A 17,599-nucleotide genomic window follows, 5' to 3' on the forward strand; every position below is an offset into this window, starting at 1 on the left:
CAAGCCAAGCTCAACGCCGTGGCTCGACAGTTGAATGCGCGTCCGAGAAAGACCTTACACTTCGAAACACCGGCCGAACGGTTTCATCAATCTGTTGCAACGACCGGCTGAATCCGCAGTCGAAAGCAGACACTCACCCTGCCCCCGATAACGCACTCTAATCGCGCATGGATTCAATAGGCTGCTCGGCCGTTTCCTCAGGTAGCACGTGCCGGCATGGTCGATCATCCTTATCTCGGATGCGCTGCGGAATGGACGGCGCTTCCGAATCTTCAATGTCGTCGACAATTTTCAGCTGCGAAGCGCTAGCCATCGAGGTGGATCTAAATCTGCCGGCGACGCGCCTGAGCCGGGCGGCTGAACGCATCTGAACAATGGCCAAGGACAGAACTTTTCTAGTCCCTCCATTGCTACAGAATTGTTGTGCGCAATGCACGCCCTGTTAGCACTTATGCCTGCAGGACTCGCAGCGCGTTGCGCATCTCCCGCGCGCTGATAGCTCCGAGAGCGCTTCGCGGGCCCCTAACCTGCTGCCTTCAATGCAGCGCCGAGGAAGCGTTCGACGATCTCCGGCAGCATCGGGTCCACGGCGAGCGTGTAGTGCGTGGTGTTCGGCACGATGGCGAGCTGGTTTGCGGGCCGCAGGGAGCCATCGATCCCGGCATCGCGCTGGCCGCCTCCCAACGCCTTCCAGAACTCGACCATGTGTTCGGGCTGGATGGCGTCAGCGTCGGCAAAGACCAGCAGTGTGCGTGCCTGAAGCTTGGCAACGTCGGCGCTCCAGTCGAAGGGGCGTTTGGTCAGGTCACCAACCTTCCTGAAGAGGTTGGTCCAATCGACATTGGGATAGGCCGCCCCTAGCGGCGATGCCTTGACGCCAGGGCCGAACGTGGCAGCGTTGGCCTTCAACTGTTTGAAGGCCGCCACCCCCTCCGGATAAAAGCCGTCCTGCCTCATCGTCGCGGACACGAGCACGAGCCGGTTGACCACGTCCGGATGGCGGATAGCGGTCTGCAGCGCGACGCTGGCGCCCAGCGAGTAACCCATGACGTCGGCCTTGCCGAGGTTCAGATGGCCGATCAGGGCGGCAATGTCGTCGCCCAGCGTTTCACTGCGCAGTGGCCTGTCCGTGTCTGGCGTGCGCCCATGTGCCTGGAGATGGACGGCGATCACCTGCCGGCGCTTGGCCAGTTCGGCCAGATTGCTCCCGAAGCTGTCTGGGTTGATGCCACCGTGGAGAAGAATGAGTGGCTTGCCGGCGCCATGCACGCTGTAAAAGAGATGCTGGCCATTGACGTCGGCAAAATGCTCGTTCGAACTGGTGAGAGTCCCCTTGGCTTGAACGGGAAGGGCCGCAGTCAGCACTGCGGTCGCCATGGCGGTCTTCAGGAAATCGCGTCTGAGCATATCGTCCTCACGTGGCGCCGAATGGGCCAGCGCGGTGGTGATCGTGTGTTGCATCGCCATCCCTTCCATACGGCGGTAGCGGCGGTGTGGTCACGATCCGTCTGCGAGCAACTCATCCAGCTGTGCGAACTGTTCGGGCAGGCCTTCCGCCGAACCGGCGAGGGCTTCGTCGAGGGCCGCTTCTGTGGGGTAGAGTTCGTGAAAGGTGACCAGCGTGTTGCCGGCATTTTCTTCGAACGTTACCGTGGTCAAGGCGCCCTGGTCGCTATCTTCGTTCGTCCATACAAGACGCCTGTGCGGCGTTACTTCTCTGTAGGTGCCGAAGAACGCCATCGGTTGATCGAAGGCCGGATGGCTGAACACGAGGCGATACGTGCCCCCGGTGCGAATATCCATATCGCACGAGACCAGCGACATGCCCACCGACTTCGGAACCCACCACTGCTTGAACAATTCGGGTTTGCTCCACGCTTCGAAGACGATGCGCGCGGGGGCATTGAACGTTCGCCTCACGACGAGTTCGCGGTCGGACTTGCGCTCCACAACGGTGCGGTTCATGGCGGCGGAACTACCTTCTTTTGCTTCTGGCATTTGCCTTCTCCTTGCGTTTCAGGTGTTCGACAAGCTTGTCCAGCGCATCAAAGCGTGCGCTCCATAGTTGGCGGTGCTGCTCGATCCAGGCGGCCTCTTCTTCCAGTCGGCGCTGTCCGAGCTTGCAGGTTCGTACGCGCCCGACCTTCTCCGTAATCACGAGCCCCGCCTGCTCCAAGACGCTGACGTGCTTCTTCATGCCCGTGAGGGTCATGTGAAACCTTTGGGCAAGGTCGGTGATCGAGGCGTCTGAACCCCCGAGCTGCTCCAGCACGCCGCGTCGGGTGACATCGGCGAGTGCGGCGAACGTTGCGTCGAGGCGGGCTTGATAGTGAACCATGTGGTTCACTGTAAGGCGCGCATGGCTGGTTTGCAAGCGGATGACCCCACGGGCGCAAATCGCACGCAGCTGCTCGATCGCTCCGAGCCCAAACTGCGCATGCCGAGCGCGGGCAAAGTTCCGACTGGCGGCTTTGTGGCAGCCAGATCAAGACGTCGGAAGACCCCTCAGGGTTGAAAGCAGTCGCTGGCCCTACCCCCGATAACTCCCTCTAATCACCTGGTTGCTATATGCGACCTTCCCGTCGATCGCGTCGGGCTCCTTCGGCGCCGTCGCGTCTGGTCGCTGCACACGCCCTTCTCAAGTGCCAATCAGAATGATGGCCCCCCTGCCCGGCCTGAGGAGTCATAGTTGGCGCTATGACGAGCAACTCCGGATCGCGGCGAAAGACGCCGGAATTATTTGATGGTCCTTGTGAGACACCACACTTGCCGCTGGTTGTAAGTTTTCAATCAAGAGCTCGGTTTTTTGGATGTCAGCTGCCAAATGGCGTTTTCTATCCTGGCAGCTGACATCCGAATCGAACGTTTTCAGAACGCGTAGGTAAGGCTGAGATGGGCAGCCTGATCGTTGACGCGTGAGGCAAACTGTCCGTTGTAGGTCGCATCCAGCGAGAGGTGGGATGTGGCGAGGAAGCGCAAGCCCGCCGTGATGGCCATGGCGTTACGCGCCACAGGCGTGCCTTGGACGGTGAATGCATTGCTGCCGCTGACCAACTGCATGGTGGCCGCGGGGGTCGTATCACCCCATGCGTGTTGCCAACCCAGGCTGGCATGGGCCTGCACCGCGCCTTGTGGATCAACTTGCACGGCGCCGCGCAAACCCAGCGTGCCGTAGGTTTGCGTGCTGGTGTGCGCATTGCCGCTGAGTGCTGCTGCAGTACCCGATTCGGAGAAGGCATCGGTGTGCAGCCGCTGTGCCGCCAGATCGACAAACGGTGCGAGCGTGCCGCGGCCAAGCGTGAACACGTAGCTTGCATCCACATAGCCTTGCGCCGTGTTGGCGTTATATCGGGTGGTATTGGCGCCGGCCACGTTGCGGAAGTCGACGTGGCGATCGGTGCTCAGGTGCTGCCAGCCGTAGAACGCACCGCTCATCAGTTGAAAGCCCCCCACTTGCAGGCTGCCATAGACACCGGCATGGCGGGTGTGCGCGTGCGCGGTCGAGTCCAGCGAACCGACACTATCGGAAAGATTACCCGTGCCGATCAAGGCGCCTACACGCGCAACGTCGCCGATAGGCGCATCTGCACCCAGCAGCATGCCGCCACCGTTGGCGTCGAGCGTGGACACGTTGCCATCACCTTGATGACTGCTGCCGCGAGCCATCGCCGCCGTCCACACGGAAGTACCGTTGTCCATCCGGCCTGACTGGCCGCCGGTTTCCTGCGTCCAGTCCAGCAGGTGCTCGGTGACGGCGTCGCGCACATCGTGTTCGTCGTCCATGATGGCGGTGCGGACCGAGGCATGGATTTCGCCGCTCATCTGATCGAATGCGATGCGAGCCGTGTTCGCATCCGCCAGTAGTAGCTCGTCGTAGATGGCGTTGCCATAGCTCAGCGTATTGAGGCTCGTGGCCACGGCGATCTGGTTTTGCGTTTGCGCCACGGCGCTGAAGTTGATGTTGTTTCGTTGCAGGGCCAGCGTTACATCGTTGGCGGCGTAACTCAGCGTCGGCGTCAGAAAGGTGAAGTTGCTGCTGGCGGATGCGAACTGCCCACTCACGCCGCCGGCTGCGCTGAGAATGGTGTAGCTGGTGTGCGGCAGCCAGTTGCCGTTGTCGGCCAGCACCAGCGCACTGCCCGCCAGGCTGGCGGTACCGCCCACGCTCAGCAGACTGGCCTGTCCGCCGGGTGTCGCTTCTACCCGCAGCACACCGTTGGCGGCTTGCGTGTAGTTGCCTTGCACGGTGAGCGTACCGATCGAGCCGCCGGCCCATACGGTGCCGCCGTTGGTCACGCTGCCGCCGATGGTGCCATGGCCACGCAAGGTGCCTCCGCCATTCACCGCGACGTTGCCGCCAAGATAGGCCGACGTCGTGGCGGCGTCGCCGACTTCCAGTGTGCCGTTCTGCACCGTGGTGGTGCCGGTGAACGCATTGCTCTGACCATCCAGCACCAGTGTGCCGGTGCCGGCCTGGCCGAGCGAACCACTGCCGGAAATCACGCCCGAGAAGGTCACTGCGTCGCTGCGGTCGAACACCAAGGCAGCGTTGTCGCTGACACCGCCATTGATCCAGCCGCTGGTACCGCCGTTGCCCACCTGCAAGCTGCCTGCGTCGATGGTGGTAGCGCCGGCGTAGCTGTTGGCGCCGGTCAGCGTCAGGTTGCCGGTGCCCTTCTTGGAAAGGGAGCCGTTGCCGGAAATCGCGCCGCTGAAACTCACCGCATCGCTGCGATCAAAAACCAGTGTGCCGTTATTGACGACATCGCCAGTCACCGAACCCGACGTGCCGCCATTGCCGATCTGCAAGGTGCCAGCGTTGATGGTGGTGCCGCCGCCGTAAACGCTGTTGCCGGTGAGCACCAGGGTGCCCGCGCCGGACTTGCTCAGTGCGCCGCTACCGCTCAATGCCTGGGTGGCCGTGAAGGTGTTCGCGGCATCGGTGATATCCAGGTCGCCACCGTGGGTGCCGAGCGCTATCGCGCGTGCCGTTCCGCCGAACGCATGGCCGGTGATGCCCAGCGAGCCGCCGTTGATGGTCAACGCACCTGTTGCTGCACCAAGGTTTGCCTCGCTGGATACCGACAGCGTGCTGTTGTTGATCGTAGTGCCTCCGCCATAGGTATTGGTGCCGGCCAGCGTTACGTTGTCGCTCGACAGCACCAGTCCGCCGTTGCCCGCGATCACGCCGGCAAAGCTGCTGGTGGTGTTGCTCAAGGTCAACGGCTTGCTGCCCAGCACAACCACGCCGTCGCCGCTCAGATGACTCAGCGACACGCCCGTCGTGCTGGCGGATACATCCAGCGTGCCGTGGTCGATGATGTTGCTGGACGTTGTCAGGTCACCCGTCAGCGTCAGCGTGGCGCTGCTGTTGATCGTGGTGGCTCCGGTATAGGCATTGGTGCCTGAGAGTGTCTCGTTGCCGCTCGCCAGGGTGACGCCTCCATTGCCGCTGATGACACCGCTGAAGTTGCCGCTGGCATGGGTCAGGGAAAGCGTCTGACTGCCGAGATTCACGCTACCGCTGCCGCTCAGCGACGTGATCGATGCACCGCTGGAGGTGCCACCGATATCGAACGTCGCACCGCTGGCTACGCTTACGTTGCTGGAATTTGCGATGCTGCCGCTGCCTGACAACGCCAGCTTGCCCGCGTTGATCGTTGTAGTGCCGGAGTAAGGGTTGACGCTCGTGAGCGTCAATGTGCCCGAGCCCATCTGACTGAGCGAACCGCTACCCGAAATCACGCCGCCAAAGCTGACCGCATCGCTGCGGTCGAACACCAGCGAGCCGTTGTTGGTGACGTTGCCGCCGATCCCGCCCGTCGTGCCGCCATTGCCGATTTGCAGGCTGCCAGCGCTGATCGTCGTGCCGCCGGTATAGGTGTTGTTGCCCGTAAGCACCAGGGTGCCGAGATCCGTTTTCACCCATCCATCGTTGCCACTGATGACGTTGCCGATGGTGGCCGTCATGTTGCTGCCGGCACTGCTGCCGTCGCCCACGCGGATCACCGGTGCGCGGCCGTTGCTGCCGATGAGGGCCAGCGAGTCGCCGGTGAGGGTGTAGCCGCCAACATCGAACTGCATGCCGGCAGCGGCGACCTGGCCTGCGCGGTCATCCACCGTCACCGTGCCCGACGTGCCGCCAAACACCGCAAAACCAGGTTGCGGCTGCATCGCTACGCTGGGCACGCTGCCATCGCTGCTGGTCCACACTTGCGACGTGACGGACCATGTGCCGCTGCCGCCGCCCATCTGCGTCGCGGAGGCTTGGCCGTTCGCGTTCCACATGGCGAGCGTGAGGCCACTGGTGTCGACCAGGTTGATCTGCTTGCTCGCGGTGAGGTTCTGCACTTGCAGCGTTTGCCCCGCGGGCGTGCTGCCCAGCGTGATGCCGCCGTTGCTCTCGCTCAGCGTGCCGCCGTAGGTGAACACGTTGTACAGGCCAGGCCCCATGCCGCCGGCATCGGTCACATTGAGGATGGCGCCGTTGAGCGTGAGGTCGCCACCGACCTTCACACTGGTGCCGTTGCCATAGACCTGGAAACTCGGAGCCGGTGCACCGAAGGATTCGTTGAGCACGCTGTTTTGCGCGGCGGCGAAGTTGCCGTTGACGGTCAGTACGCCGAATGCCGTGCCGGGCGTGACGATGCCTCCGGACTGCACGTTGACGTTACCGCCGATCGTGCCGAGGCCAAGTAGCGAAGCGCCGCTGTCGACGATCACATTGCCGCCCAGTGTCGCACCATTACCGGCGGCGCTGCCTACGATCAGGCTGCCGCTTGCCACCGTCGTGGTGCCGGTGAAGGTGCTGCTGTTGCCGTCCAACGTCAAGGCGCCGGTGCCTTGCTGCACGATCGCGCCATGGCCTGAGATCGAACCGGTATAGCTCACCGTATCGCTGCGATTGAACACCAGCGTCGCGTTGTCGGCGATATTGCCGATCAACGAGCCGCTGGTGCCGCCGTTGCCGATCTGCAAAGTGCCGTTGCTGATGGTGGTGACGCCGGTGTAGGTGTTGTTGCCCGTCAGCGTCAACGTGCCGGTGCCGATCTTCGTCAGGCTGTCGCCCGAGCTTTGTCTCGGGTCAATGAGACTGTCGCTGATGACGCCGCCGATGGTGTCGTTCTGGTTCAAGCCGCCAAGGGTCAAGGTCAGCGGAAGAGGATTGCTGTTGGCATCGTCGTTGGTGCCCAGCAGTACGTCGCCGCCACCGGACAGCGAGCCGATCGAGAGTGCGCTGGCGTCGCCGGAGATACCGGTGACAAACACCGCGCTGCCGGCGTTGTTCACCACCGTGGCACTGCTCATGTCATCGTTGCCCAAAAAGCCGAATATGCCGCCCGTATAGGGGAACGGACCGCCGGCCCCGCCCGATCCGATGCTGTTGCTGACGTTGGTCAGCACGGCATTGCCGGAGTTGGCGTCTTCCACCATCACGATGCCACTGTTGTTGATGTGGGCATCGCCGATGGAAGCGCCGCCGATGGTGCCCTGTGCACCGTTTGCCATGTTGAGCGTGGCGGAGCCGAGCGTACTGTTGTTACCGAAACTGATGTTGCCGCGGTTATCGACGGTGATCGTGCGCGAACCCGCGCTGACGATGTTGCCGCTGGTGCCGATAAAGTCGAGTGCGCTGGACGAAGCCACCTCGACACTCCCGCTGCCCAGGGCCCCGGTTGCTTTCACTTCGGCGACGGTCACGCCCCCGTATGCGTTGCCGATCTTGGTGCCGCCCTGATAGTTGTTGTTGCTGTTGGTCAATATCAGGGTGCTGCCGCCAGGGCTCATGAAATTCAGGCTGCCGCTGCCGCTGATTTGGCCGTCCAGTTGCACGCTGTCGTTTGCCTGGGTGGTTATGGTGTTGCTGCCGGCACCCAGCGCCACCGCTGCGGAGACAGCGAGGCTGCTGGCGTTTGATTGCAGCGTGCCGCCGTTGAGATCGAACGCCGCCGTGCTGCCCAGCGCCTGCGCGTTCTCGCCGATCAGCGTGGCTCCGGTATTGATGGTGGTGGTGCCGGTGTAGGTGTTGCTGCCGGAGAGGTGCAGCGTGCCACCGTTCAGCGTGAGATTGCCGGTGCCGTTGATGGCGCCGTTGAACGTGTTGCTGCCGTTGGCATTTGTCAGCGTAAGCGTCTGTCCACCCAGGTTGACGCTGCCGCCGCCTGCAAAGGTGGTGATCGAGGTGCCGCTGTTGGTGGCGCTGATGTCGAACGTGCCGCCGTTGTTGATCGTCACGCCGCGCGGGCTGGTAATGCTGCCGTTGCCCGACAGCGCCAGAGTGCCGCCGTTGATGGTGGTAGAGCCCGCGTACGTCTGGGTGCCGGTCAGTGTTTCGGTGCCGCTCGCCACGGCGAGCGAACCGTTGCCGCCGATCACGCCGCTAAACGTATCGGCCGCGTTGGTCAGCGTCAGCGTTTGCGATGGGGTGCCGGTGTTCACGCTGCCGCTGCCCTGCAGCGAGGCGATCGAGCTGCCGCCGTTGGTGCCGATGATGCTGAAGGTGCCGCCGCTGAGCACCTTGAGCGTGGAGCTGGCGAGGCTGCCGCTATTCAACAGGTCGAGTTCGGCGCCTGCGTCGATCGTGGTCGTTCCGCTGTAGGTGCTGGCGCCGGTGAATTGCGTTATCCCTTTGGCCAGGGTCAGCCCGCCGCCGCTACCTTGGATGACACCGTCGAACCTGCCGGCATCGGTGAGCGTGAGGGTCTGGCTGCCAAGGTTCACCGTGCCGCTGCCTTGCAGCCAGGGAATCGAGACGCCCTGCGTGTCCTTGCTGATGTCGAAGCTGGCGCCGCTGTCCACTTCCACGTAGGGCGTGTTGGCGATGCTGGCACCGTCGGCGAGCGACAGCGTGCCTTGCTGGATGATCGTGTTGCCGGAGTATGTGTTGGCCGCGCCGAGCACCAGGGTGCCGTAGTCGGTCTTGACCAGGCCGGCGCTGCCGATCAGTGCGCTGTTGATGGTTGCCGTGGTGCTCGTGCTGGCCGCGGTGCCGTCGCCCACGTTGATGATGGGCCCAGGGCCGCTCAGGCCGATCAATTGCAGTGCACCACCGCTCACTACATAGCCGTTGCTATAGAACTGCATGCCGGAAGCATTGACGGCGCCAGCGCTATTGTCGACCGTCACGGTGCCTGGCGCGCCGCCGAAGACTGCAAAGCCCGGCTGCGGTTGCATGAGCGCGTTCGGTACGCTGCCATCGCTATTGGTCCACATTGGCGAGGTGACGGACCAGGTGCCGCTGCCGCCGCCCATCTGCGTGGCGGAAGCCCGGCCATTCACGTTCCACATATTGAGCGTGTAGCCGGTGGTGTCGATCAGGTTGATCTGCTTCTGCGCAGTAAGATTCTGCAGTTGCATCGCCTGGCCGGCAGGCACGCTGCCCAGCACGATGCCGCCGTCGCTCTCGTTCAACGTGCCGCCGTAGGTGAAGAGGTTATAGATGCCGGGCCCCATGTTGGAGCTATAGGCATTGAGCGTAAGGCCGTTGAGCGCAAGGTTGCCGTTCACCTGCGCATTGGGGCCGCTGCCGAAGGTCTGGAAGTTGGCGCCGGGTGCGCCGAGAAACAGATTCAGCACACTGCCTTGCGCGGCAGTGAAGTTGCCGTTCACGGTCAGCGTACCGGTCAGGCTGCCCGGCGTGACGTTGCCGCCGGTTTGCACTGTGACGTTGCCGCCGATCGTGCCGAAGCCACCGAGCGTGGCGCCGGCATTCACGATCACATTGCCGCCTAGCGTGGCATTGCTGGCAGGGGAATAGCCCACCTGCAGCGTACCGTTCGCCACCGTGGTGGTACCGGTAAAAGCGCTGCTGTTGCTGCCGGCCAGGACCAGTTTGCCGGCACCTTGCTGGATCAGGTTGCCATTACCGGAGATGGCATTGCTGTACATCACCGCATTGCTTTCGTTGAACACCAGCGTACCGTTATCGACGATGTCGCTGGCGATCGTGCCGTTGCCGCCGCCATTGCCGATCTGCAGGTTGCTGTTATCGATCGTTATACCGCCGCCGAAGCGGTCGGTTCCGGTAAGCAGCAGCGTGCCCGCGCCGGACACGGCAAGGTGACCGTTGTTGTTGATCGACTGGCTCACGGTGAATGCGTTGGCGGCGTCGGCAATGTCGAGCCCGCCGCCGTTGCTCGTGAGGTTGATCGTGCGATTCGTGCCGGTGTACGCGTTGCCGGTGACTTGCAGGGTGCCGCCATCGAGTGTGACGGCGCCCGCCGCGGCGCCGAGGTTGCCGTCGCCGGATACCGACAGGGTGCCGCCGCTGATCGTGGTGCCGCCGCTGTAGAGATTGGCGGCGGTGAGCACCAGCGTGCCGCCGTCGGTTTTCCGCAAGCTGCCGGGCGCGGTGCCGTCGCTGATGACGCCGGTCATGGTGCCGGCCTGGCCATTGGCGACATCGAAGGTGGTCCCGCCACTCAAGGCGAACGTGTTGCCGAGCGACAAGCCGTCCGCAGCGAAGTTGAGTCGGGTGCCGGTCGCCATGCGCGTGCCGCCGGTGCCGAGCGCGTGATTGCTACCTGCGGCCAGTGCGCCGGCATTGATCTGCACGCCGCCGCTGAAGGTGTTATTGCCGCTGAGGGTCAGCGTGCCCGTGCCGATCTTAGCCAGGCTGTCGCCGGCGCTTTGTCGCGCGTTGTAGTTGTCGACAATCGCACCGCTGATGCTGTCGTTCTGGTTCAAGCCGCCCAGGGTGAGCGTAAAGGGAACGGCATTGAAATTGGCGTCGTAGTTGCTGCTGAGATAGACGTTGCCGCTGCCGGACAGCGATCCGATGGATGGCGTGATGGGCGCGTTTTGAAATCCCTGGACGTACACCGCGCCGTTGTTCACGAACGTCGCGTTGGCGGCGTTGCTGGTGCCTTCCAGGGTGATCATTCCGCCGCTATTGGCGGTTACCTTGGCGGAGCCGGCATCCGAGCTATTGAAGATGGTGTTGCCGCCATTGCTGTTGGTGATGGTGGCATTGCCGCCGTTCCCTCCTTGGAAGGAGGCGGAAGTGTAGGTGCCATTATTGACAATGGTCGCATTGCCGGCCGTGGATCCACTGAAGAACATGACGTACGAGCTCTTGCCCGTGTTCGTGATGTGGGCGCTGCCCGCATCGCTGCCCGCGGAGAAAGTAGCGGAGCCACCGCTCAGCAGATTGATGGTGGCAAGGTTCGCTGAGCTGTTCTGGTCAAATTCGAGGAAGCTGGTAGGGGTTGTGAGATTGATCGTCTGCGAACCGGCACTGACTTGGCCTTGGCCATAAGCGTCTAAGAACTGCAGGCTCCCGTTGCGGCCAACGGTCACGCTACCGCTACCCAAAGCGCCAGTCACGGATGCCTGGACGATCATTTGACTGCCACTGGTTGAAACGATTGTCGTGCCGCCCTGGTACGTATTGTTACCGTTATTCAGAACGATGATTTGAGTCTGATTGAGGTTTTCGATCGTCAGAGGGCCATTACCGGTGATCCGCCCTTGGAAAGTCGTGTCGTTTGAACCCGGATTATCGAAGGCGACGGTTCCACCGCCGCCGGAGACGGTGATCGGCAATAAACCAGGCAGGGAGAGACCCATCAGGTGCAGCGTGCCGTTGTCGAAATACAGGCCGTTGCTGTAGCCGAGCGTCGTTGCATTGCTGATGTACAGCGTGGCGCCACCGCCGATCGTCGTTGCGCCACGGTAGGTATTGGCGCCCGTGAGCCTCTCCGTGCCGGCTTCCACTGCAAGGTTGCCGGTGCCACTGAGCACGCCGCTGAAGGTGCCGCTGGCATTCGTGAGGGTGAGCAGCTGACTACCCAGGTTTACGTTGCCGCCGCCATCCAGCGAATCGAACTGTGCATTGCTGGCGCCGCTGACGTCGAGGGTGCCGCCGGCGGCGATGTTGACGTCGCTGGAATGGAAGATGCCGCCCGCCCCCCAGAGCACCAGCGTGCCGGCATTGATGGTGGTTGCGCCAAAGATCGGGTTGTACGCGGTGAGGATTTCCGTGCCGCCGTTGAGTGTCAGCCCGGCTCCGGGGTTGCCGCTGATCGCGCCCGAAAACGTGCCGTTGGCGTTGGTCAGGGTAAGCGTCTGGTTGCCGATGTTTACGCTGCCGCTGCCGGACAGCGAAGTGATCGACGTGCCGCTGTTGGTCCCGCTGATGTCGAAGGTGGTGCCGCTACTGACGTTTACGCCACTGGAATGGGCAATGCTTCCGCTACCCGTCAATGCCAGCGTGCCGCCATCGATGTTGGTGTTGCCGCTGTAGGTGTTGACGGCGGTAAGTACCAGCTGGCCGCCGCTGGTTTTCTCCACCGTGCCCGGCGAGCTGCCATCGGCAATCACGCCGCTGACGGTATCGGTTTGCCCAGTGGCCACGTCGAAGGTGGGGTCGCCGTTCAAGCTGAAAGCGTTGGCGATCGAAAGCCCATTCGCAGCGAACGACAGCGTCGTGCCCGGCGCCATGTTCACCGCGCCGGTGCCGAGCGCCTGGTTGCTGCCTATGGCGAGCGTGCCTGCATTGATCTGTATGCCGCCGGAGCTATTGCTGTTGCCGGAAAGCATTTCCCTGCCACCGGCCAGCACCAGGCTGCCGCTGCCACTGAGCGCGCCGCTGAAGCTGCCGCTGGCGTTGCTAAGCGTGAGCGCCTGGTTGCCCAGGTTGACCGTGCCGCTGCCATCCAGCGTAACGATCGATGCACCATGGGTGGTACCGCTGATGTCGAAGGTGGTCGCAGGCACCATCAGGTTCACATCGCTGGACTGCGCAATGCTGCCGGCGCCTGACAAGGCCAGCGTACCCGTCTCGATGCTGGTGCTGCCGGTGTAAGTATTGGCGCCGCTCAACGTAAGCGTGCCGGTTTGGTTGGTGCCGCCGGTGATGACTAGCGGTGCGCTGCCGGAAACAACACCCGAGATGCCAAGTGCGTTGTCGTTGCTGTTGATCGTCGTCGCGCCGTTGACGATCAACGCGCTATTGCCGAGCGACCCACCGTCGAGATTCAAGCCGCTGGCGCCGGCGATGATCGTTGCGCTCGCATTGCTGGTGACTTCTACGGCACCGTTCAAGACCGAGCCGGCATTCAGCGTGAGCGAGTTGCTGCCGCTGGTGAACAATACGGCGTCGCCATTGCTGCCATTGGCTCCGCTCGTGTTGTAAGCGGCGCCGCCACTGCCACCGCGGCCGCCGCTGATCGTGCCGCTATTGATGAGCGTCAGGTTGCTGCCAGCAACCCCATTACCGCCGCCGCCACCGCCGCCGCCGTTGGTGCCATTGCCGCTTGCGCCATTGACGTAGTAACTGCCACCGCTACCCGCGCCGCCATTGCCACCGTTGCCGCCGCTGATGCTGCCGTTGTTGGTCAGCGTGACATGGTTTGCATTCACGCCCGTACCGCCCGCGCCGCCACCACCGCTGCCGCCGACCCACGTCGAGCCCACGGGGCCTTTGGAGCCGATGCCGCCGTTGCCGCCATTGCCACCGACGATGCTGTTGCCGGTGGCGTTGGTCGTCGACGTGTTGATGGCTTCGCCCAGACCGCCACCACCGCCCCCGCCGCCGCCGCCATTGTTACCGCCGCTGAGGTTGGCCAAGGGGCCCAGCGCGCCGCCGCCACCGCCGCCGCCTTCGGTTGCGGTGGCCGCGCCGCCGCCCGCGCCGCCGGCACCGCCACTGACGTTATTCACCACGAGACCGCCGCTGCCGCCGCTTCCCGCGGGGCCGGATCCATTGGCGCCGCTGTCATTGAAAGCGCCGCCGGCGCCGCCGTCATTGATGCCGCCATTGCTGCCCGCGCCGCCCGGGGCCGTGATGACGTGATTGGTCCAGTACGAACCATCCGTTCCGTTTGCGCCGTTGGCACCTTGCGTGGTGGTGGCCCAAACGTCGGGAGCGGCGAGGCTGGTGCAAAGCGCCAGTACCGCGAGGCACGCGAGCGTCAGCGGGCGCCGGCGCGGCGGCGCGGCTTCGGTGTTGCCGCCGGCGCCGCCATGCGGTGAATGCACCAGCTCCGAAGCTACCTGCAGCGTGCCGAGCGCATGGTTCCAGACCAGGCGGAAAATGCGATTCATGATCAGTCTCTCGATGTTGTTCGCGGCGCCGCGGTGCGGCACACGTGGGGCGAAGAAGAAGGAAGCGGGTGGAATCAGGCGATGCGCATGTGGTGCGCGCACAGGCCATCGATGCGCAGGAACGCAAGTGCAAAAGCACGTTCCTCGATGACGTCGCGGATCACTTTCGGTGCGCGCTGGCGTGGCTCATCGGCGATGAGCGTCCGGTATTTGCGCCAAGTACTGATCTCGCCAGGCGTGTTGCAGGCACCAACGCGAAAACGCGCGCTTGACTGCAACCACACGGCAACCGGGCGCGGCAGGCCCGGGACGAAAAGAATGCGTTTAGCCATGGCCCCTGTATCCGATGGCGACGAAATGTTGTGACTCACATCACGCTTTGTGGCGGCGCGGGAAGCTTAATGGTGTATTTGGCAGATGCAAGTGCCGCTGCCCGTAAGCTGAGACGCCTGGTCAAGCGGACTTTTGATGGAGGCAAAGCTTGCCGCTTTGCGTCGGGTATGCCCGTTCGCAGTGCGACAGCTTGCTGTTGGCTTGGGCCTTGGAGCGTGGCCACGGCCTGGGCTGGCACGGAATGAAGTGGGCACGGCGATCCATGTATCCCCCGGTGGATAGCAATAAGTCGGCTATCGTGAGGACAGCGCGGAACGCTGTATGTAGAACAAAAACGCTACACGTATCGTTGCCAATCGCGCCGCAAAATTACGTTCTTTAGGAATCCTGGACTTTTCATGGAATTACCGGCTGCCGGCCAAGCCGTGCCCCTGATCCACGTGGCCATCGTGGAGGACGACCTGGGTTTCAACAGGGCGCTTACCGAAGCAATCGAGGGGGCGCAAGATATCCGGCTTGCCGCTACCGCTGGCACGCGTGCCGAAGGGTTAAAGCTGTTACAGGGGGCGCCGACCGATGTGTTGCTGGTAGACCTGGGCTTGCCCGACGGCTCCGGCATCGATGTCATCAAAGCCGCCGTGCAGCAATGGAGTAGCTGCAGCATTATGGTCAGCACCAACTTCGGCGATGAAACCCACGTCATCCGCTCGATCGAGGCCGGTGCATCCGGCTATCTGTTGAAGGACAGTTCCCCCGCCAGGATCGTGGACGAGATTCGCAGCCTGGCCAGTGGCGGCAGCCCCATCAGTCCGATCATTGCGCGGCAGGTGCTCGTGCGATTCCGGCAAATCGGCGTAAGGGAAACGGTGCGAAGGGAAACGGAGCGACCGACCACGCCGGACGAAACGCCGCAACTTCTGTCCGCGCGCGAGAAAGAAGTGCTGGAACTCATCACCAAGGGTTTCATGACCCATGAAATCGCCAAGCTGATGGAGCTATCGCCCTTCACGGTGCGCAGCTTCGTGCGACGCATCTATACCAAGCTCAAGGTCACCTCCAAGGCGGAAGCTATCTATGAAGCGAGAAGCCTGGGGTTGTTGACCGATTAGCGAGCGCTATCCGTCCACTGCATGAGATACCGTCCTACGTCCTTACACCTGGCAGCACGCCGCGCTGCCCCTGACCCCGCCCATCGCTTTGTTGCGCCAAGCCTGCACGAAAACAAACGCAACGCTCGTCCACACCACCTGGCTCAGGCTCCCTGTCCCTGCTTTACCCAGTGGCGCGTTGTGCCCGCTCGACGTAATCAGTCAATGGCCGATAACCTGGCTGAAAAGCAATGATCCAAGTGGTCTGCGTAGCCGATCCGTCCTTATCGATACGTCACTCGTCATCTTCCTTCCAATAAATACGGGTCACCTCCGGCCACCGATTGCCGAATCGGTCGTACCCTACCCTCGATAACCCTCTCTAATCACCCGGTTGTTATATCCGACCTTCCTGTCGGTCGCGTCGGGCTCCTTCGGCGCCGTCGCGTCTGGTCGCTGCACACGCCCTTCTCGAGTGCCCATCAGGACGGTGACACCCTTGCCCGGCCTTTCGTCACGAAATCACCACGCGACGGGCGATAAAACGACCGCTCCCCACAATCAACCAAGAACGTTTATTGCGTGTCCGCCCGCTCGCCCGGGCGGCTTGACAGCTTTTGCCTGCCCCTAAGTCGAAACGCCCTCAGTAACACACGTGCAAACCACCATCAGGAGAAATGGTCATGAGTAAGCGCGCATCTCAGAGAGGCACTCGCACTTTTCATTTACTCGGAAGAGTCATCGCCTGCATGGCGTTGGTTGTGCTCTTGTCGGCAGCCTGCGTTCAACCACCGTGGTTCGCAACCTGGTATGCGGCGCCGCAGAACTACAACATCCTCTTTCCCGGCATCACCGTTCCGCCTCAAAGTATCTCGAATCAGTCAGTCCGCCAGATTGTCCACACATCGCATGGCGGGAGCCTGATCCGCGTCAAACTGTCCAATTTCTTCGGAACCACCCCCGTCACCTTCGGAGAGGCCCGGATTGCACGCAGCACGGGCAATGGTGGCGTCGACCTCGCCACCGATCACAGGCTTCGATTCGGCGGCGATAGCTCCGTAACGCTCGCGCCCGGCGAAGAACGATGGAGCGACCCGGTCTACCTGCAGGTACCGACGCAATCGGATCTGGCGATCAGCCTGTACGTACCGCTGAACACGCCCGTCGTCACCACCCACACGATCGGCATGCAAACCAATTACCTCTCCCCGGGCAATCAGGTAGGCGCCGCGACGATGGGCAGTTCCACGCCCAGCGACTCTTACTACTGGCTCAGTGAGGTCGATGCCTCGACGGCTGGTGCCCCGGACGGCGTCACCGACCTGGCAGCGCATCCATACAAGGTCGTCGTGGCGTTCGGTGATTCGATTACCGACGGATACGGCTCCACCCCGAATGCCAACCACCGCTGGCCCAACTACCTCGACAATCGCGTGCAGGCCGCTGCTGATGACCTGGGCCGTGTGAGCGTGGTCAATGCCGCCATCGCCGGCAACCGCTGGATCTACGACGGCGTCGGCCCTGCCGGCGTAACGCGATTCGCCCACGACGTTGCCGGTGTTTCGGGCGCGACCCACGTCTTGATTTTGCTGGGCATCAACGACATCGGCATCGGCGAGCTCATTCCGCAGCAAAACGTTTCCGCCGATCAGATCATCGCGGCCATGCAGGCCACCATCGCCCAGGCGAACGCCAGCGGGATCAAGATATACCTTGCGACAATAACCCCTTACAACGGCGCCTCGTATTACGACGCCGCAGGGGAAATGAAGCGCGAGGCCGTTAACGCCTTCGTGCGCTCGGAGAACGGCGCCGACGGCGTACTCGATTTCGATCGGATCGTGCGAGACCCGTCCAATCCCACCGCCCTATTGCCCGCTTATGACGCCGGCGATCATTTGCATCCCAACGACGTTGGATACCAGGCGATGGCGAACTCCATCGATCTCGGCGTGCTCGAAGACTGATACTCGACAGCAACAAGCGACTGACGATGGAGGGCGGCGCCTGTGTTGGCGGCGACCGCCCTGCTCGCCATAGGTGCGGCCGCCATCGGTCGGCGCGAAGCGCGAAAATAAGGGGGCAGAGACATTTGTTCACGCCATTTTTTCAAAAAAAATATCTCTGACCCC

At 62.7% G+C, this 17,599-nt stretch carries 7 protein-coding genes and 1 pseudogene; 3 read left to right on the forward strand and 5 right to left on the reverse strand.

The window, feature by feature from the left end; all coding sequences use genetic code 11:
* Nucleotides 1-217 precede the first annotated feature (217 nt).
* Nucleotides 218-368: pseudogene (locus tag OUZ45_RS16965) on the forward strand (IS3 family transposase); the annotation flags it as partial.
* Nucleotides 369-522: 154 nt separating this feature from the next.
* Here OUZ45_RS16965 and OUZ45_RS16970 read toward each other — a convergent pair.
* From OUZ45_RS16970 to OUZ45_RS16990, 5 genes are all read right to left on the reverse strand, one after another.
* The gene (locus OUZ45_RS16970) at nt 523-1,461 is read right to left on the reverse strand and encodes an alpha/beta fold hydrolase (protein ID WP_266171345.1); all 939 of its coding nucleotides are present in this window, start codon (nt 1,459-1,461) and stop codon (nt 523-525) included.
* 36 nt (nt 1,462-1,497) lie between these two features.
* The gene (locus OUZ45_RS16975) at nt 1,498-1,998 is read right to left on the reverse strand and encodes an SRPBCC family protein (protein ID WP_266171346.1); all 501 of its coding nucleotides are present in this window, start codon (nt 1,996-1,998) and stop codon (nt 1,498-1,500) included.
* Nucleotides 1,976-2,338 carry an ArsR/SmtB family transcription factor gene (locus OUZ45_RS16980; protein WP_266171347.1) on the reverse strand — a complete coding sequence of 121 codons (363 nt, stop codon included), beginning with the start codon at nt 2,336-2,338 and terminating at the stop codon, nt 1,976-1,978. The genes OUZ45_RS16975 and OUZ45_RS16980 overlap by 23 nt, the downstream gene beginning before the upstream one ends.
* Nucleotides 2,339-2,868: 530 nt before the next feature.
* Entirely contained in the window at nt 2,869-14,046 is an 11,178-nt protein-coding gene (locus tag OUZ45_RS16985; protein WP_266171348.1) for an autotransporter-associated beta strand repeat-containing protein, read from the reverse strand.
* 74 nt (nt 14,047-14,120) lie between these two features.
* Nucleotides 14,121-14,378: a hypothetical protein gene (locus OUZ45_RS16990; RefSeq protein ID WP_266171349.1), complete on the reverse strand. Its 258-nt coding sequence runs from the start codon at nt 14,376-14,378 to the stop codon at nt 14,121-14,123.
* A gap of 399 nt (nt 14,379-14,777) precedes the next feature.
* On the opposite strand from OUZ45_RS16990, the gene OUZ45_RS16995 reads away from it, so the two are divergent.
* A complete protein-coding gene (locus OUZ45_RS16995; RefSeq protein WP_266171350.1) occupies nt 14,778-15,488 on the forward strand; it encodes a response regulator in 711 nt (236 codons plus the stop codon).
* Nucleotides 15,489-16,150: 662 nt separating this feature from the next.
* Entirely contained in the window at nt 16,151-17,434 is a 1,284-nt protein-coding gene (locus OUZ45_RS17000) for an SGNH/GDSL hydrolase family protein (protein ID WP_266171351.1), read from the forward strand.
* Nucleotides 17,435-17,599 lie beyond the last annotated feature (165 nt).

It is taken from the genome of Dyella subtropica (assembly GCF_026283965.1).
Taxonomy (GTDB): domain Bacteria; phylum Pseudomonadota; class Gammaproteobacteria; order Xanthomonadales; family Rhodanobacteraceae; genus Dyella_D; species Dyella_D subtropica.